This is a genomic window from Sporolactobacillus sp. CQH2019, from assembly GCF_028765345.1.
In the GTDB taxonomy this organism is placed as follows: Bacteria; Bacillota; Bacilli; order Bacillales; family Sporolactobacillaceae; genus Sporolactobacillus.
The window spans coordinates 1-14,715 of sequence record NZ_JARAJZ010000005.1 but is presented as its reverse complement, the minus strand read 5'-3'; the positions used below and the strand labels follow the sequence as shown (position 1 = coordinate 14,715).

Below are 14,715 nucleotides of genomic sequence, written 5' to 3'. Positions count from 1 at the left end.
GATTTTTATCCATATAAAAAAATAAAAAAACAATGACAAAATGCAAAAATTTGTACTTTCATGAATCAAAAACTTTGCCTTTCAATCAATTACTGACATAAGAAAATGAATTTCGCATAAATTATTACCAAATTAACCATATTTGTTTACAAACTATGTAATTAAACCTATGATTTTCTTGGGAGGCAAGGAAATGGATGGTAATGGTAAATCAGTAGTCTCACAGCTTGATTTTGAACAAATTTTGGAAAATATTCTGGACGCCGTCGTCATTCTTCAGGAAGATAAAATAATTTTTGCCAATCAGGCGGCCAACGAACTATTTTCGAACGATGTTCAGGCATCTCTTGATGGACTGTCCATTGCTCTTTTCATACGTCCTGAAGATCTGACACTTCTGCATGAGAACATCCGCCAAAATATGTACAAAGATCCGGATCATCCAATAACCAGCATGTCGATTATTCCGGAAAACGGCAATCCGAAACCGGTGGAGATCGCCGTCAGCACCCTTTATGACGATTTGCAAACACCGCTGGTTCAGCTGACGCTCCGTGATATCAGCAGCCGGAAAGCCGCAGAAAGAAGCATGATGCAGTCTGAAAAGCTTTCGGTGATCGGTAAACTTTCTGCCGGCATTCTTCATGAAGTCAGAAATCCTCTGACCTCTATCAAGGGATTTCTGCAGCTGCTTCAAAAAGAACCTGTCCTCAATAAAGAATACGTAAATATCATTATGGGTGAAGTGGAACAGATCGAGCGGATTGCCAATGAACTCTTATACTTTACCAGACCGAATGCCGAACGTTTTGTTACACAGGATCTGCTGACGATCGCCAAGGAGACACTTTTTCTCTTTGAAACACAGGCCGCCAAGAAAAATGTAAAACTGGAAGTACAGACGAACGGCGGACCTCACCAAATAAACGGCGATAAGACTCAGTTGAAACAAGTGTTTGTCAATCTGATCAAGAATGCGATCGAGGCGAATTCGGAAAACGGGAAAGTGACGGTTGTCCTTTCAAGAGCGGGACGGCAGGAGCAAGTATTTATCAAAGATAGGGGGCACGGAATTCCGAAAGACATTCTCGGAAAGCTGGGAAAATCGTTTTTCACAACCAAAGAATCCGGCACCGGCCTTGGACTGATGATTACATACACGATCATCAGAAATCACAACGGGAAAATACAGGTCGAAAGCAAGGAAAATGACGGCACCTGCTTCACTTTAACTTTCCCGTGTGCCGGGTAAATAGAGAATGGACAAGAAAACCGTTCCCGCAAAAACAGACATTCGATCCCTTTATCATATATAGACAAGACACGGGTATCCTGAAATGAAGACCAAAACAGACAAAAATCGAGAGGCATTTTTATGATCCTCTCGATTTTCGTTATCAGACAGCCTGTTGAGACTGTTTTTCCAGCGATAAAAAGCAATGAAATTTAAGCGGCCCCGAAGCGGAAAAACATCGCTGCCCGCATCCGGCTTATTGCCGTCCGGACGGAAAATATCCTTTTCTGCAAAAATACAAGCCGCTCAGCGGAACACAGTGACCTTCATAAAAATATAGTGCCGTTACCCCGCCGGTACAAACAAGCGGCCCCCGGGAATTGCCTCCTTTTCCCCTAAAGACCGACAGCCGGCATTTATTCCCGATAAGCAACAACGATGCCCTGCTCATCATCCAATAGCAGACGCAGCGACGCCGCAAACGGATCTTTCTGCATTTCCGTGTCGAGCCAGAAACGCACCGCCTCAATCATGTTTGATTCAACGAGAACCTGCTTTCTCCCCTGTACGTAAGCCTCGGCTGAGAATCCGTAATCATCGTCATACATCAGTTCCACCTGAATATTTTCAGGAGCCATTCCTTTTTTATCAGCCAGGTACAGACAAATCGCATTCACAACATCCTGCTCGGGAATGATTATCTCTTCCATGGATCAGACCTCTCGGCTCTTTTTTTCCTGGAACGGCTGAACAAAGCGGCAAGCAGATAGCGGATCAGAACAATGGCGGCAACGATCACAAGCACATTAAACAAGAAGCCGGCTATCATTCCAAGTCCGCCGAAATGTGAGATCAGGCTTCCGAACAGGAGACCGGACAAACCGCCGAAAATCATGCCGCGCATGAATCCGCCGCCTGTAAAACTTTTCGTTGCGGGTGCGGTTGTCGCAGAATTTTGCTTTGTCCCCTGCTGCTTGTTTTGAAAGAGCGACTTGGTTCCCCCGCTTTTACTTGTATTGAATGATTTGACACCCGAGTGATAGCCCTTGGCACTGACCGGATTGTCGGCAAAGTGAAAAGCAAAGTTCCCTGCCGGAGTAAAGATCAGCGCTAAAGCAAGAAGCGCAGCCATCATTTTTTTCATCATCTGTTCTCATGTCTCCCTGTTTTTTTGTTTTAATGCTCAGAATAATAAATGTACGAAAAGGAGATCGAAAAGTTCCCAATGAATCTCAAATAAACATGATTTCTGTCACATAAAAAATAGTCGTTTTCCCTTTCTTTTTCAGCCGTTCACGAAAAAATACGCGATGATTTAGAGTTATATTCTGTACTGTGCCTTGATTTTCGCATCAAAACTTTCTCTGCTTTTATTCCTTAATTTCAGCGCCCGTCGTGAGCCAATTCAGTTTTTTTGCTTTTCGCCGCTGCTAAGGGAGACATCCGGTTCTTTTGCAGCCGCTGCAAAATCATATCTGAAATTCAGCGGTAAGCCCGGCAATTTATCGGCTGCGATTTTCCGAACTCAGGAGCAAGGTTTCCAGACCGAAAGCAAGGAGGATGCAAAGCACAATCATAGAGACAATTCCGGTCCAGTGAATGTAATGCCAGACAACCCCGCCGAAAGTCCCGAGAATGCTCGAACCCGCGTAATAAAAAAACAAATATAAGGAAGCAGCCTGTGCCCTGTCACGCAGCGCAACGCTTCCGACCCAGCCGCTGGCAATGGAGTGGCTCCCGAAAAAACCAAAAGTAAAAAGAGCTACACCCAGCACTTTAATCGGCAATAACGGAACCAGCGTACATAACACCCCGATCATCATGATGCTCATGCTGACTGTTAAAATGAACCCTTTTCCCTTTGTATCGGCTAATTTTCCCATCCACGTCGAACTGAACGTGCCGCAGACATAGACGGCAAAAATCCAGCTGACCTCTGCCTGAGTCAGATTGAATGGCGCAGCCGTCAGCAGAAAACCAATATAATTGAATAACGTAACAAATCCGCCCATCAATAAAAACCCGATTCCAAAAAGGCAAACCAGCCGGATCCTTTTTAGATGGCTGATAAAAGGCCGAAAAATCTTTGAAAAGGAAACGCTCTTTTTTTCAAAGTGCATCGATTCCGGCAGCCCCGCCCAGAACCACAAACTGCACAGAAGACTGATTAATCCCAGAGAGACAAGGGCAACCCTCCAGGAAAAGAAATCCGAGACCATGCCGACAACAATCCTTCCGAACATTCCGCCTACCGTCGTTCCGCTGACATAGAGCCCCATGGCCGTACCCAGGCTTCTCGCATGGAATTCTTCACTGACATAGGTCATGGCAATAGAAGGCAGCCCTGCCAGAACGAGTCCCTGCAAGGCACGAAGCACAAGCAGCGAAAAGAAGCTGGGGCAGAATGCCGTCGCAATCGCGGCAACGGAAGATAAGACAAGCGAACAACTCATCATATTTTTTCGGCCAAAGCGGTCGGAGACAACAGCTGCGATTAATAAAGAAAAAGACAGCACTCCGGTTGTCAGCGATAATGCCAGGCTGGAATATTCCGGAGACGCACGGAATTTCCGGGAGAAAATCGGAAGCAGCGGCTGAGTGCTGTAAAGAATGGCAAAGGTGACCAATCCGCCGGCGAAAAGAGCGCTGTTCGCCATCCAGTATTTCTTTGTCCGTGCTTCTATGTAATCCACATCTGCTCCTCCTCTATTTCTATCAGGCACTCCCATTTGTGAGTCCTGTTTATCCATTTTAGCACCGTGAAAGCGTTTTATTAAGCAAACAGTCCTGTATCCGGCAGTGCTTCGGCTTATAAAATATACCATCAGTGGTCAGAATAATAGAAATGAAAAAAAGAGGGTGCAGCATGTCGGCGAAAAATGTCTCTTGTTTTTTACTGATCGGTGCTTTACTGACCGGAATCACAACCGTATTGCATCCGGTCATTTATAATCCGTGGAACGGCCGGACCGCCATGCAGCAAATGGCCCGCTGTCCGATATGGCTATGGGATCATGCATGGATGATCGTCGCTGTCATTCTCTGGATCGGCGGGCTCATTGAATTTGAAAGGATTATAGGGGCAGAATCACGTGCGGCCCTCGTTCTGTTTATTACTGCTCTCTCATTGTGGGTGCTCTTTCTGACGGCCGAACTGAGCGCTCTCCCCTACTTGATGCATGTGTTCGCCGGGCACCCTGATTTTTCCGTGCAAACCGTCATTCAATCACTTTTCATATTTAACCTGTTATTAGGTTACATAACGATCATGCTTGTCTGGCTGGGCATTTTCTTTCTCGGCCTGTTTATGAGGCAAAAAAAATACGGCCCTTCATGGCTTGGGTGTCTGGGAATGGCAGGCGGCCTGATCGGTGCCGCCGGCTCTCTTTACACGACCCTTTATCCCGAAAAAGGGGGGCTGAGCGTTATGATTTTTTCGTCAGCGATTCCTTATATCTGGACAATAGTCCTTTCCGTGTACACCTTGATCAAAAGGCAGCCGTCTTGAGCGAAGGATCGGCAAAATGTCTCTTCTTATTGTGAAAAATACTTTTCTGTCAGCCTTAAAGATTTTGAATTGCCTGCAGCATCCGGCCCATCGCCTGTTTAATCAAAGAGCGCGGACAGGCAAGGTTGACACGGACAAATCCTCCACCTTCATCGCCGAATGTATAGCCTTGATTGAAGGCAATTTTCGCTTTTTTCAGCATCAGATTCTGCAGCTGTATCTTGTCGAGTCCGAGTTTCCGGCAGTCGATCCAGCCGAGATATGTCCCTTCAAGCGGAACCATCGTCAGTTCGGGAATGCGGCTCCGCAGAAAATCGGCGACATAATCAGCGTTTCTTTTTATGTAATCCAGACACTGATCGAGCCACTCGCCGCCTCCACGATAGGCAGCTTCCGCCGCAACGGCACCCAGAGCGTTCGGTTCATTCAAACTGAAGCGCTGCAGCTGGTCAAGGTAGATCCGTCTCAGTGCGGGATCGGGGATGATGATATTCGAGATCTGCAGGCCGGCGATATTGAACGTTTTGCTCGGCGCCGTACAGATGATAGAATGGCTTGCCGCTTCCTCGGACAGGCCTGCAAAAGGGATCTGCTTCTTACCGCTGAATACCAGATCGCCATGAATTTCATCACAAACGACCAAAACGTGATGTTTAAGAGAAAGCTGGGATACTTGAGAAAGTTCGGCCTTTGTCCAGACGCGGCCGACCGGATTGTGCGGCGAGCATAGGATCATCATTTTGACCGATGGATCGGACATTTTTCGCTCCAGATCGGCAAAATCCATTGTATATTTTCCTTGATCGTACACCAGCGGGTTTGTGACCAGATCCCGTGCCTGATTTCGGGCCGATTTTCTGAACGGCGGATAGACCGGCGGCTGAATCAGCACCTTATCCCCGGGTTCAGTGAAACCATCCACGATCAGATTCAGTGCCGTGACCACGCCGGGGCTGTGACAGATCCATTCCCTTTCAATCTCCCAGCCATGACGCGCGCTCATCCATCTTTGCACGGCAGCAAGATAGCTTTCCGAGCGGAGCGAATAGCCATAAATGCCGTGATCTACTCTGTTTCTCAGTGCAGCGGTCACTTCATCGGGCACGCGAAAATCCATGTCGGCCACCCACATCGGAAGCAGACCTTCCGTATGAAAAATCCGATCAGCCTCATCCCATTTGACCGATGCGCTCCCTTTTCGCTCAATTATTTCATCAAAATCGTATTCTTTAGAATTCATCACGCCATCTCCTCGCGTTATAAGAGTTGAACCTAATAGTAAATCCTTATTCAGCTCGGCGGCTGTATCTCCGGCTGAGAAGTTTTTTCTTCCTGAAATGAAACAAAGCGTTTTCCCCTGTCAAAAAGGAAGACGCTTCGAAGAAAAGGCCCATCATATTAAACAAGATCGCATGCTTCGGCCGGCATCCAGTGCGCGTCTTTGCCTTCCCATTTAATATTGCAGCCAACCGGATTGGTCAGGGGGATGGAGACGGCCTTTCCGCTTGTTATCTCGGCCAAAGCCGCATCCAGATTATTAACGGTCGCTTTCTCCGGTATTCGCGGATTGTCCAGCTCGCGGCCGGTATAGACCAGCTTACGCTCTCCATCAAAGACAAAGAAATGCGGCGTCCTCAGCGCACCATAGGCCTTCGCGGTCTCCTGCGACTGATCTCTCAGATACGGCCACGGAAATTTCTTCTCGTCCATCTGTTCGACCATATGTTCAAAAGAATCGGCCGGATGCGTATGCTCGCTGTTCGAGTTGACGGCAGCAAACTGTACACCCCTGCTTCGATATTTTTCGGCCAATTTTCGGGTCGTTTCGTTTGAGCCGAGAACAAACGGACAATGGTTGCATGTAAAAAAGACGACCAGCGTCTTCGCTGTTGAAAAGTCTGCGAGTGAATAAGTCTTGCCATTGGTTGCCGGAAGCGTAAATGACGGCGCTTTGTCTCCGATCTGCAAAGTAAATGCAGACTGATGTTTCAGGTTATCTGTCATAATTTGAAACGCTCCTTTTCCTGATTATATTAATGACTCACACATTATACATTTTACAACCTTATTTATGATTGTCTATTATTGTACAACTCGGCGGGGCCGGCAGGAGACAATAAATAATGGAATAAAGTTATGTTTTGTCAGCTTCTAATATAAAAAAGTGATTTTACGGCACATTTTCATTCAATCACACACACCTGCCGATAATTAAAAATTTTTCTTTCGAACGGACACCCTGAAATTAGACGGAAAGCAGCCGGTCTTCGGGGGAAGCTTTCTTTGGAGAAAAGCTGACAAAGACTCCCTTAGCAGTTGAAAAACTGCTTCTGACGAGATAAAACAGCCGTAACGACCGATAAATTTCCTGCGACAGCTGATAGATCCGGCGCAACGACCGATAAACAGCTTCTAACGACCGAAAAGCCCTTTGCGACGGCCGATGAACGCTTCCGCCGCATCCTCTCCCCCTTATTTCAGGCCGCATCGGATGCTTGCGCCTTTTCCATAAAGAGGTAAACTATTGACTTCTGTCTTGATTTCGAATATAATTTATTCACTTATAAAGAGCGTTGATAGGGATTAGTAAGCAAAGAAGGAGCGCAAGAGAACGGCATCCGTTGGCTGAAAGATGCCGCCGCTTTCTTCCTGCCGAACCTGCCCCCGGAGCTGTCCGGCCAATAATCGGACCGTTTTCCTCACGTTACGGAGGTCTGAGAGAGCGCAGCGCAGAACAGAGCGCACGCTAATGAAGGTGGTACCGCGGGTAAAGCCACTCCCCGTCCTTTTAGAAAGGACGGAGAGCGGCTTTTTAAATTCGAAAGGACCTGGATGATGGAAGCGAAACGGATTGTCGTCAAAATCGGCAGCAGCTCGCTGACTGATCTGCACGGAAAATTAGATCAGGAAAAACTCAATGATCATGTAGACGCGCTGGCCCGGCTGAAAAGCAGCGGCCGCGAGATTGTTCTTGTTTCTTCGGGAGCCGTAGCAGCCGGCTACCAGCAACTCGGCTACCCCGCACGGCCGGTCACAATCGCCGGCAAGCAGGCGGCAGCAGCGGTCGGACAGGTGATGCTGCTGAATCATTATGCCGAGGCTTTCCGCAGGCACGGAATGACGGTTGCCCAGCTGCTTCTTGCCCGCCAGGATTTCGAGCGGCGGGAACAAATGAGCCACGCCGCCTCAACACTTTCCGAATTATTGAAACGGTCCGTGATTCCGATTATTAACGAAAACGATTCGATCTCCCTGGAGGAGCTGACGTTCGGCGACAACGACATGCTTTCCGCGTTAGTCAGCGGACTGATTCATGCCGATTTTCTCACTATTCTCACGGACGTCAACGGGCTTTATAATAAAAATCCGCATAAGTATCCCGATGCCAGACGCTATGATTTTCTGGCAGAGTTGCCCGATGAGCTTCTGCGCGAGATCAGCGGCATCTCAGGATCGAAGGTCGGCACAGGCGGTATGAAATCAAAAATTATGGCCGCTAAAACCGCTCTATCGCTTGGGGTCCGGACGTTTATCGGAAAAGGAAGCGGCGCCGACAAACTGGTGCAGATTATTAAAGGAAACGGGAACGGCAGCTACATCGGTTCCGCAAGGCTGAAGCCGTCGCTTAATATTTCCGAACAATGGATCGCTCTCCACTCTCCGGTTTCCGGAAAAATTGAGATTGACGACGGTGCCGCCCGCGCCCTGATGAACGATGGAAAGAGCCTGCTCCCCGCCGGCGTCAGACAGATCAGCGGGCATTTTCTTTCCGGAGAGGTGATTCAGGTGGTCGATCGGCATCATCATATTCTTGGCAAGGGACAGGTCAATTATTCGGCCGATCAATTAAATGAAATAAAACGCATGCCGAGCAGCCGGGCGATGAACCTGGTTCACAGCGATCGGCCGGAAGTCGTTCATCGCGATAACTGGGTCCCGTGGACAGCTGCAATACGACAGAAAGGAAGAGATAGATAATGAGTCAGATAATTGAAAAGGATGAGCTGCTGCTTAAAGCCGAAAAAGCCAGACGGGCTTCAGGAATACTTGCCGTGAAGGCAACGGAGCAAAAAAATCGGGCATTGCACACTATTTCCGCCGAAATTCGCGATAACTGCCCGATCATTCTTGCGGCAAACAGAGAGGACGTCGAGCGGGCAAAAGAAAGCGGCATGTCAGATTCGCTGCTTGACCGGCTCTTTCTGAATAAAGAGCGGATCGAGTCTATGGCGGACGCACTTGATCATCTTGCCGGGCTTCATGACCCGATCGGCGACTGTATCGATGAATGGGATCGGCCGAACGGTCTGCACATTCAAAAAATACGCGTGCCTCTCGGAGTCGTCGGTATGGTTTATGAAGCACGGCCTAATGTAACTGCCGACGCGGCCGGGCTCTGCCTGAAAACAGGAAATGCCGTCTATCTGCGGGGCAGTGCATCCGCTCTTGAATCCAACAAAGCTCTTGTTTCAGTGATCCGGCATGCTCTGATCGAGACGGATCTTCCCGAAGACAGCGTCCAGCTGCTTGAAGACGTCCGTCATGAGACAGCCGATCGTTTTTTCAGGCTGCACGGACTGATCGATGTGCTGATCCCGCGCGGCAGTAAAAAAATGATCCAGACGGTCGTCAGCCGGTCGACGATTCCCGTTCTTGAAACCGGGGCCGGCAATTGCCACCTGTTTATTGATGAAAGCGCCGATCCGAACATGGCGATTACGATTGCGCTCAATGCGAAAACGCAACGGCCGTCCGTCTGCAATGCGATAGAAACGATTATTGTGCATCAAAAATGGATGGCAGGCTATGGCAGCCTGCTGATCGAGGCGCTGCGGAACGCGGGGGTCGAATGCCGCATAGATCCTTCTCTGGCGTCTCAATACCCGGATCTTCCTTTGGCAAGTGAGAATGACTGGTCAACAGAATACCTCGATAAGATCGTAGCTGTAAAAGCTGTCAAAAACGTGGATGAAGCCATTACTCACATTAATCGGTTCGGAACGAAACATTCGGAGGCCATTGTTTCCGAATCGCCGGATCATGTTCAACGGTTTTTTCAATATGTGGATGCGTCGACGCTTTATCACAATGCATCGACCCGATTTACCGACGGTGAAGAGTTCGGCTTCGGCGCAGAAATCGGCATCAGCACGCAGAAGCTTCATGCACGCGGGCCGATGGGGCTGCCTGCGCTGACAACCATTAAATATATTGTGAAAGGCAGCGGGCAGATTCGTCAATGAACCTGCCCGTTTTTTTATGTTTCATTTTCATAAAATTCCGTAAAAAATAATAACTATACAAAAAGCGTGATAAGATAACAGCGGAATCAAAGAGTCATTGTGCTGTAGCTGCCCAATATGGCAACCTGGTGTCCAAACATGCGGAGAATATTGATCGCTTTGCTCATCGGATCGCTTCCGTATCCCGCTTCCGTTTCAATAAAAAAACGGTACTCCCCCAGCTTCTCTCCCGTCGGCCGCGACTCGATCCATGATAAATTGATCGAAAGTGCGGCAAAAACATTAAGTATGGAAGCAAGCATCCCGACATGTTCCCGCGCCGGCGTCACAAGAAGCATCGTTTTTTCCTGATGCGGATCAAGACGGCTGCTGCGGCTGATGACGATGAACCGCGTGTGATTCCTTTTGCTGTCCTGAATATCCGATGCAATTAACTTCAGCCCGTAAATGTCTGCCGCGCATTTTGACGCGATGGCGGCCCATTCGGGTTGGTTACGTTCCCTAACCGCCTTGGCGGCGGCAGCCGTACTCCCCACTCGATCGCACACCCAGCTTTTATCTCTGATCAAGGCACGGCACTGTTCGAGGGCCGGTGTAATCGACACGACGTGCTGAATAGTGTCGAGGCCGCAATTCTCCGTGCCGAAAAGATAAAGCGAAATGGGAAAAATGACGTCCGCTTCGATGAACAAACGGTAAGTAAGCAAACCGTCAATGCTTGTATCAATCGTTCCGGCGATTGAATTTTCGATCGGCACCACGCCCTTGTCAACGGCCGCGCTGCTTACAGCCTGCAGCACATCGTCCATCGATTCCTGCGGCAGAAGCGTGTCCGTATCACTGAATAAACGTATGGCCGCTTCCTCTGAAAATGTCCCGCTTGGCCCTAAATAAGCAATTCTCATTGACACACCCCTTATCAAAGTACGGTTCCCTGCTTTTTCGACACATTTTCGCATTGACTCAACTATAACAGACTTATCACCCGTTTTGTAGAAAGTTTCACGCGCCGTCTTTCCTGAAAGAGAGGCAGTTCCGGCCGGAACTGCCTCTCTCCAGACACGATTAAAGATCTTCGACGACAATATAGGCAACTTTGACCGGCCCGTGAACGCCGACAACAAGCCTCATTTCAATGTCCGCGCTGTTGCTCGGTCCCGAAATGAAATTGATATAAGTCGAGATCTCTTCACCGGCTCTCACTCTTTCCTCAACCATCTGCATCGCCTGCGTAATCCGGGGCACAATCAGACTTCCTGGAACAATCACAATGGAAGTGATCGGAAGAAGGCTGACGCTTCTGGCCTTGTCCTTATCGTTAAATAGGCCGGCGGTTGCCGATTCCGCCAGCATCACATCACAAATGGACAGGCCGATATTCGCCTGAGCAGCGATCTCGATATTCCGCTGCCCTTCTGAAACATCCCAAATATGAACATGATTTTTTTTCATCACATCTTCAAGACCGAACTGGGAAAATCGGTCATCATGAGTGGCAACGACGGAGCTGGAACCATAATCTTCGATCGCTTTTTCCAGAGACTCCGGCAAATGAGCCGAGTCCGTTTCATAAATTTTCGTATGAATCGATTCGCATGCCTTTTTCATCACGGATATGAGCTGATCCTTCGAATAGCCCTTATAAACGTCCCATTGCGGCTGATGTGCCCACTCCGGTGTGACAGCCCTTTCGCCTGTTGTGTGATGGAGCCTGTCCGCAATATGACGCAGAAATGCGTCGCGATTCTCAATCGTTCCTTTCATGAACGTTCACCTGTTCCTTTATCCTTTGCTGATTTCTGCAGGAGCCTGGCTGTTTGGTGGTCCTTAAACCATTTCCGGAAATTTTCACGGCTCGGAGCCGGTAAATTACGGCCGCCGGTCCACGGTTTCATCGGGCCGGGACCTTTGCTGATTTCACCGTCATGAACGATTGGTTTAAGCATAATCGGAGCCGTTTTCATGCCCGCCTTATAGATGAACGGCGACTTCGCCGCGATTCCGAATCCCTTCATCGCCATTTTTTCGCTTATCGGCGGCTTGCCTTCGCTTTCCACGTATTTCTGCCGATGTTTGATCAGCAATTCATGAAGCGGAATCCTGACCGGACAGGCCTCGGTACAGGCCGCGCACAGACTGGAGGCATAAGGAAGCATTCCGTACTCTTTATAGCCGCCTAAGATAGGAGAAAGGACGGCTCCGATCGGCCCGGGGTAGATTGACCCGTAGGCGTGACCGCCGATATGGCGATAGACCGGACAGACGTTAATACAAGCCGCACAGCGAATGCAGTGCAGCACCGCCTGAAAATCCGTGCCGAGTGCATTCGAACGGCCCGCGTTCACGATCACCAAATGATAATCTTTCGGACTATCCACCGTCTCGGTCTGATCTCCGGGCGTAATATCCGTCACATAGGTCGTCAGACGCTGACCGACGGAACTGCGGCAAAGCAGGGTGACCAGTATATCCAGTTCCTTCCGGGTGGGCACCAGCCGTTCCATGCCCATCACCGTAATCTGTGTCTGCGGGAATGTGGTCACCATATTGGCATTGCCTTCATTGGTCACAAGACAGAGACTCCCCGTATCAGCGACGGCAAAATTGCAGCCGGTTATGCCGACCTCCGCATTCAGAAACTTGCTTCGCAGTGTTTTTCGCGCAAACCCGGCCAGTTCTTTCGGATCGTCTGTGCCTGTATATCCCAGTTTGCGAAATGCGTCACGGATCTGCCGCCGGTTTTTATGCACGGACGGAACAACAATATGTGACGGCCTGTCCTGATCGACCTGCAAAATGAATTCCGCCAGATCGGTTTCCAGAACATCGCAGCCTTCCGCTTCCAGTGCATCATTAAGACTGATCTCCTCCGTGACCATGGATTTTGATTTGACGATGTGCTTAGCATTTTTCAGTCTGACGATCTTTTTTATATATTCACGCGCTTCTTCCGCAGTTTCCGCAAAGAAAACGTGACCGCCTCTTGCCGCAAAATTGTCGCTCAATTGTTTGAGATAGAAATCCAGATGATTCAGCGTATGGGCGCGTATCTCCTCGCCGGCCTTCCGCCAGTCTTCCCAGTCGCCAAGTGTTTTATCTCCGACCGTCGCCTGAAGCTTCTTGTTACGGAGCCCGTCCTGAGCGGAAGAAACTGCGTTGACCATAAAAGAATTATGAATCGCCTGATCGACGGATTCAAAAAACGGTCGATTTCCGATTTTCATCGGCATGGTTTTTCTCCCCCCTCCTCACTCCGACTGTTCAAAATTTGTGCAATATGCATGACTTTAATTTTCTTGCCTTCCCGGCTGATCCGTCCGCCGATATTCATCAGACAGCTGGCGTCGGCCCCGATCACAACTTCCGCTCCGGTTTCCTCGATATGACGGATTTTTTCATCAACCATCTGTTCGGATATCGGTGCCATTTTTACGGAAAAAGTTCCTCCGAAACCGCAGCAATCATAATTGTTCGGCAGATTGACCAATTCGAGCCCTTTTACATGGCGAAGCAATGCATCGTGCGATTCCCGTTCTCCGAGAAGCCGGGTCATGTGGCACGATGTATGAAGGGTTGCTCTTGCGTGATACTCGGCTCCCACATCGACAACTCCGAGCACACGGACAATAAATTGAGTGAATTCATACGTTTTTTCAGCTATTTTTTCCGCCTTATCATGCCATTCCGGCTCATTCTTAAAAAATTGCGGATATTCATGAAACATAGCGGCACACGAACCCGACGGGCATACGACGTAATCCGCATGCTCAAATGCCCGGATCATTTGTTTTGCCGGTCCGGCGGTATCGGCCTTGTAACCGCTGTTATATGCCGGCTGTCCGCAGCAGACCTGGCTGTCCGGAACATCTACTTCGCAACCTAACCGCTCAAGAACCTCCGTCACGTCCTTAAGTACATCGACGTAAAAAAGTTCGCCCAGACAAGTAGTAAAAAGCGATACTCTCAAAATGATCCCCTTCTCCTTCTGCTGCAACTACGCAACCCTATTTTTCTCCAACCCTTTTATCGATCCCGGGCCTGTTCGCGGCTTAGGGGATAGCCATTAAATCCGAAAATCCCGCAAACATGAATATGTAACAAGTTTAACACCCAATATCCACATTATCACATTTTATACACATTAAAAAAGATATCAACCCCCTGACCTTTATAGAGATTATCAAAAAATTACAGCGCGGACGCACGCTTTATCCTTACTATCAAACTTTTCAGAGATCTGTCCCGATAATAGAGGAGACCGTACCAAAGCAAGACTCTTTTAAAAAATATGTACCCTTTTATCTATGCTCTGTGCAACGTCTAAAAACTATAAACATGAATCCTACTCAACTGAAATCATGCGGGGATTGAAATAGATCAGACTGTCGGAAATGACCGGATCCAGCTTTTTTAACCGCCATGACGGCAGCTGAATGATTGAGCGGGGTGCTTAACTCTCAAAGTCACCATACAGATATTTCCTACAGCTACTCTCACTTTCTTCTAAAACAGCCGTTTTTTTATCTTTCAAGATTAGGCGAACAGTGGATGTGTCCAGTGCGGGTGACTGCAGCTGCGCGCAATATGCATTCACAGCGCAAAACCGCAGCACTCAATGCTTTGTACGCTAACAAAAAGAGAGGTGCTTCTCACTAACCGAGAAGTGCCTCTCTCTTTCTGCTTGTTCCATATTGCCTGGCAGCGACCTACTCTCACGGGGGGACAGCCCC

At 48.7% G+C, this 14,715-nt stretch carries 14 protein-coding genes; 4 read left to right on the top strand and 10 right to left on the bottom strand.

Going from position 1 to position 14,715, the window contains the following annotated elements; all coding sequences use genetic code 11:
* Window positions 1-193: 193 nt before the first annotated feature.
* A complete protein-coding gene (locus OYT88_RS08205) occupies window positions 194-1,252 on the top strand; it encodes an ATP-binding protein (protein WP_274399228.1) in 1,059 nt (352 codons plus the stop codon).
* Window positions 1,253-1,650: 398 nt separating this feature from the next.
* On the opposite strand, the gene OYT88_RS08200 is transcribed toward OYT88_RS08205, so the two are convergent.
* From OYT88_RS08200 to OYT88_RS08190, 3 genes are all read right to left on the bottom strand, one after another.
* The gene (locus tag OYT88_RS08200) at window positions 1,651-1,944 is read right to left on the bottom strand and encodes a YxcD family protein (protein WP_274399227.1); all 294 of its coding nucleotides are present in this window, start codon (window positions 1,942-1,944) and stop codon (window positions 1,651-1,653) included.
* Window positions 1,932-2,381 carry a hypothetical protein gene (locus tag OYT88_RS08195; protein WP_274399226.1) on the bottom strand — a complete coding sequence of 150 codons (450 nt, stop codon included), beginning with the start codon at window positions 2,379-2,381 and terminating at the stop codon, window positions 1,932-1,934. Before OYT88_RS08195 ends, OYT88_RS08200 begins: the two co-directional genes overlap by 13 nt.
* A 355-nt stretch (window positions 2,382-2,736) precedes the next feature.
* The gene (locus OYT88_RS08190) at window positions 2,737-3,927 is read right to left on the bottom strand and encodes an MFS transporter (protein ID WP_274399224.1); all 1,191 of its coding nucleotides are present in this window, start codon (window positions 3,925-3,927) and stop codon (window positions 2,737-2,739) included.
* 173 nt (window positions 3,928-4,100) lie between these two features.
* On the opposite strand from OYT88_RS08190, the gene OYT88_RS08185 reads away from it, so the two are divergent.
* A complete protein-coding gene (locus OYT88_RS08185) occupies window positions 4,101-4,742 on the top strand; it encodes a hypothetical protein (RefSeq protein WP_274399223.1) in 642 nt (213 codons plus the stop codon).
* 55 nt (window positions 4,743-4,797) lie between these two features.
* Here OYT88_RS08185 and OYT88_RS08180 read toward each other — a convergent pair whose 3' ends face one another.
* The 3 genes from OYT88_RS08180 to OYT88_RS08170 all read right to left on the bottom strand — a co-directional run bounded on the left by OYT88_RS08180 (window position 4,798) and on the right by OYT88_RS08170 (window position 7,230).
* On the bottom strand, window positions 4,798-5,982 hold the full coding sequence (locus tag OYT88_RS08180; protein ID WP_274399221.1) for a MalY/PatB family protein: 1,185 nt from the start codon (window positions 5,980-5,982) through the stop codon (window positions 4,798-4,800).
* A gap of 158 nt (window positions 5,983-6,140) precedes the next feature.
* The gene (locus tag OYT88_RS08175) at window positions 6,141-6,746 is read right to left on the bottom strand and encodes a thioredoxin family protein (RefSeq protein ID WP_274399219.1); all 606 of its coding nucleotides are present in this window, start codon (window positions 6,744-6,746) and stop codon (window positions 6,141-6,143) included.
* Between the two features lie 241 nt (window positions 6,747-6,987).
* On the bottom strand, window positions 6,988-7,230 hold the full coding sequence (locus tag OYT88_RS08170) for a hypothetical protein (RefSeq protein WP_274399217.1): 243 nt from the start codon (window positions 7,228-7,230) through the stop codon (window positions 6,988-6,990).
* 347 nt (window positions 7,231-7,577) lie between these two features.
* On the opposite strand from OYT88_RS08170, the gene proB reads away from it, so the two are divergent.
* Both proB and OYT88_RS08160 read left to right on the top strand, forming a co-directional pair.
* Entirely contained in the window at window positions 7,578-8,720 is a 1,143-nt protein-coding gene (gene proB / locus OYT88_RS08165) for a glutamate 5-kinase (RefSeq protein ID WP_274399625.1), read from the top strand.
* Window positions 8,720-9,985: a glutamate-5-semialdehyde dehydrogenase gene (locus OYT88_RS08160; RefSeq protein WP_274399216.1), complete on the top strand. Its 1,266-nt coding sequence runs from the start codon at window positions 8,720-8,722 to the stop codon at window positions 9,983-9,985. Before proB ends, OYT88_RS08160 begins: the two co-directional genes overlap by 1 nt.
* A gap of 86 nt (window positions 9,986-10,071) precedes the next feature.
* On the opposite strand, the gene pheA is transcribed toward OYT88_RS08160, so the two are convergent.
* The 4 genes from pheA to OYT88_RS08140 form a co-directional block, all read right to left on the bottom strand.
* Window positions 10,072-10,890, bottom strand: a complete 819-nt coding sequence (gene pheA, locus OYT88_RS08155; RefSeq protein WP_274399214.1) for a prephenate dehydratase — start codon at window positions 10,888-10,890, stop codon at window positions 10,072-10,074.
* A gap of 160 nt (window positions 10,891-11,050) precedes the next feature.
* The gene (locus OYT88_RS08150; RefSeq protein WP_274399213.1) at window positions 11,051-11,749 is read right to left on the bottom strand and encodes a LutC/YkgG family protein; all 699 of its coding nucleotides are present in this window, start codon (window positions 11,747-11,749) and stop codon (window positions 11,051-11,053) included.
* Window positions 11,746-13,215, bottom strand: a complete 1,470-nt coding sequence (locus OYT88_RS08145) for a LutB/LldF family L-lactate oxidation iron-sulfur protein (RefSeq protein ID WP_274399212.1) — start codon at window positions 13,213-13,215, stop codon at window positions 11,746-11,748. The genes OYT88_RS08150 and OYT88_RS08145 overlap by 4 nt, the downstream gene beginning before the upstream one ends.
* The gene (locus OYT88_RS08140; protein WP_274399211.1) at window positions 13,206-13,952 is read right to left on the bottom strand and encodes a (Fe-S)-binding protein; all 747 of its coding nucleotides are present in this window, start codon (window positions 13,950-13,952) and stop codon (window positions 13,206-13,208) included. Before OYT88_RS08140 ends, OYT88_RS08145 begins: the two co-directional genes overlap by 10 nt.
* Window positions 13,953-14,715: the final 763 nt, after the last annotated feature.

Excerpts from the sequence above, each read along its gene's own strand:
- OYT88_RS08205 (WP_274399228.1), top strand. The coding sequence starts at position 194 with ATGGATGGTAATGGTAAATCAGTAGTCTCACAGCTTGATTTTGAACAA.
- OYT88_RS08200 (WP_274399227.1), bottom strand. The coding sequence starts at position 1,944 with ATGGAAGAGATAATCATTCCCGAGCAGGATGTTGTGAATGCGATTTGT.
- OYT88_RS08195 (WP_274399226.1), bottom strand. The coding sequence starts at position 2,381 with ATGATGAAAAAAATGATGGCTGCGCTTCTTGCTTTAGCGCTGATCTTT.
- OYT88_RS08185 (WP_274399223.1), top strand. The coding sequence starts at position 4,101 with ATGTCGGCGAAAAATGTCTCTTGTTTTTTACTGATCGGTGCTTTACTG.
- OYT88_RS08180 (WP_274399221.1), bottom strand. The coding sequence starts at position 5,982 with ATGAATTCTAAAGAATACGATTTTGATGAAATAATTGAGCGAAAAGGG.
- OYT88_RS08175 (WP_274399219.1), bottom strand. The coding sequence starts at position 6,746 with ATGACAGATAACCTGAAACATCAGTCTGCATTTACTTTGCAGATCGGA.
- OYT88_RS08170 (WP_274399217.1), bottom strand. The coding sequence starts at position 7,230 with ATGCGGCCTGAAATAAGGGGGAGAGGATGCGGCGGAAGCGTTCATCGG.
- proB (WP_274399625.1), top strand. The coding sequence starts at position 7,578 with ATGGAAGCGAAACGGATTGTCGTCAAAATCGGCAGCAGCTCGCTGACT.
- OYT88_RS08160 (WP_274399216.1), top strand. The coding sequence starts at position 8,720 with ATGAGTCAGATAATTGAAAAGGATGAGCTGCTGCTTAAAGCCGAAAAA.
- pheA (WP_274399214.1), bottom strand. The coding sequence starts at position 10,890 with ATGAGAATTGCTTATTTAGGGCCAAGCGGGACATTTTCAGAGGAAGCG.
- OYT88_RS08150 (WP_274399213.1), bottom strand. The coding sequence starts at position 11,749 with ATGAAAGGAACGATTGAGAATCGCGACGCATTTCTGCGTCATATTGCG.
- OYT88_RS08145 (WP_274399212.1), bottom strand. The coding sequence starts at position 13,215 with ATGCCGATGAAAATCGGAAATCGACCGTTTTTTGAATCCGTCGATCAG.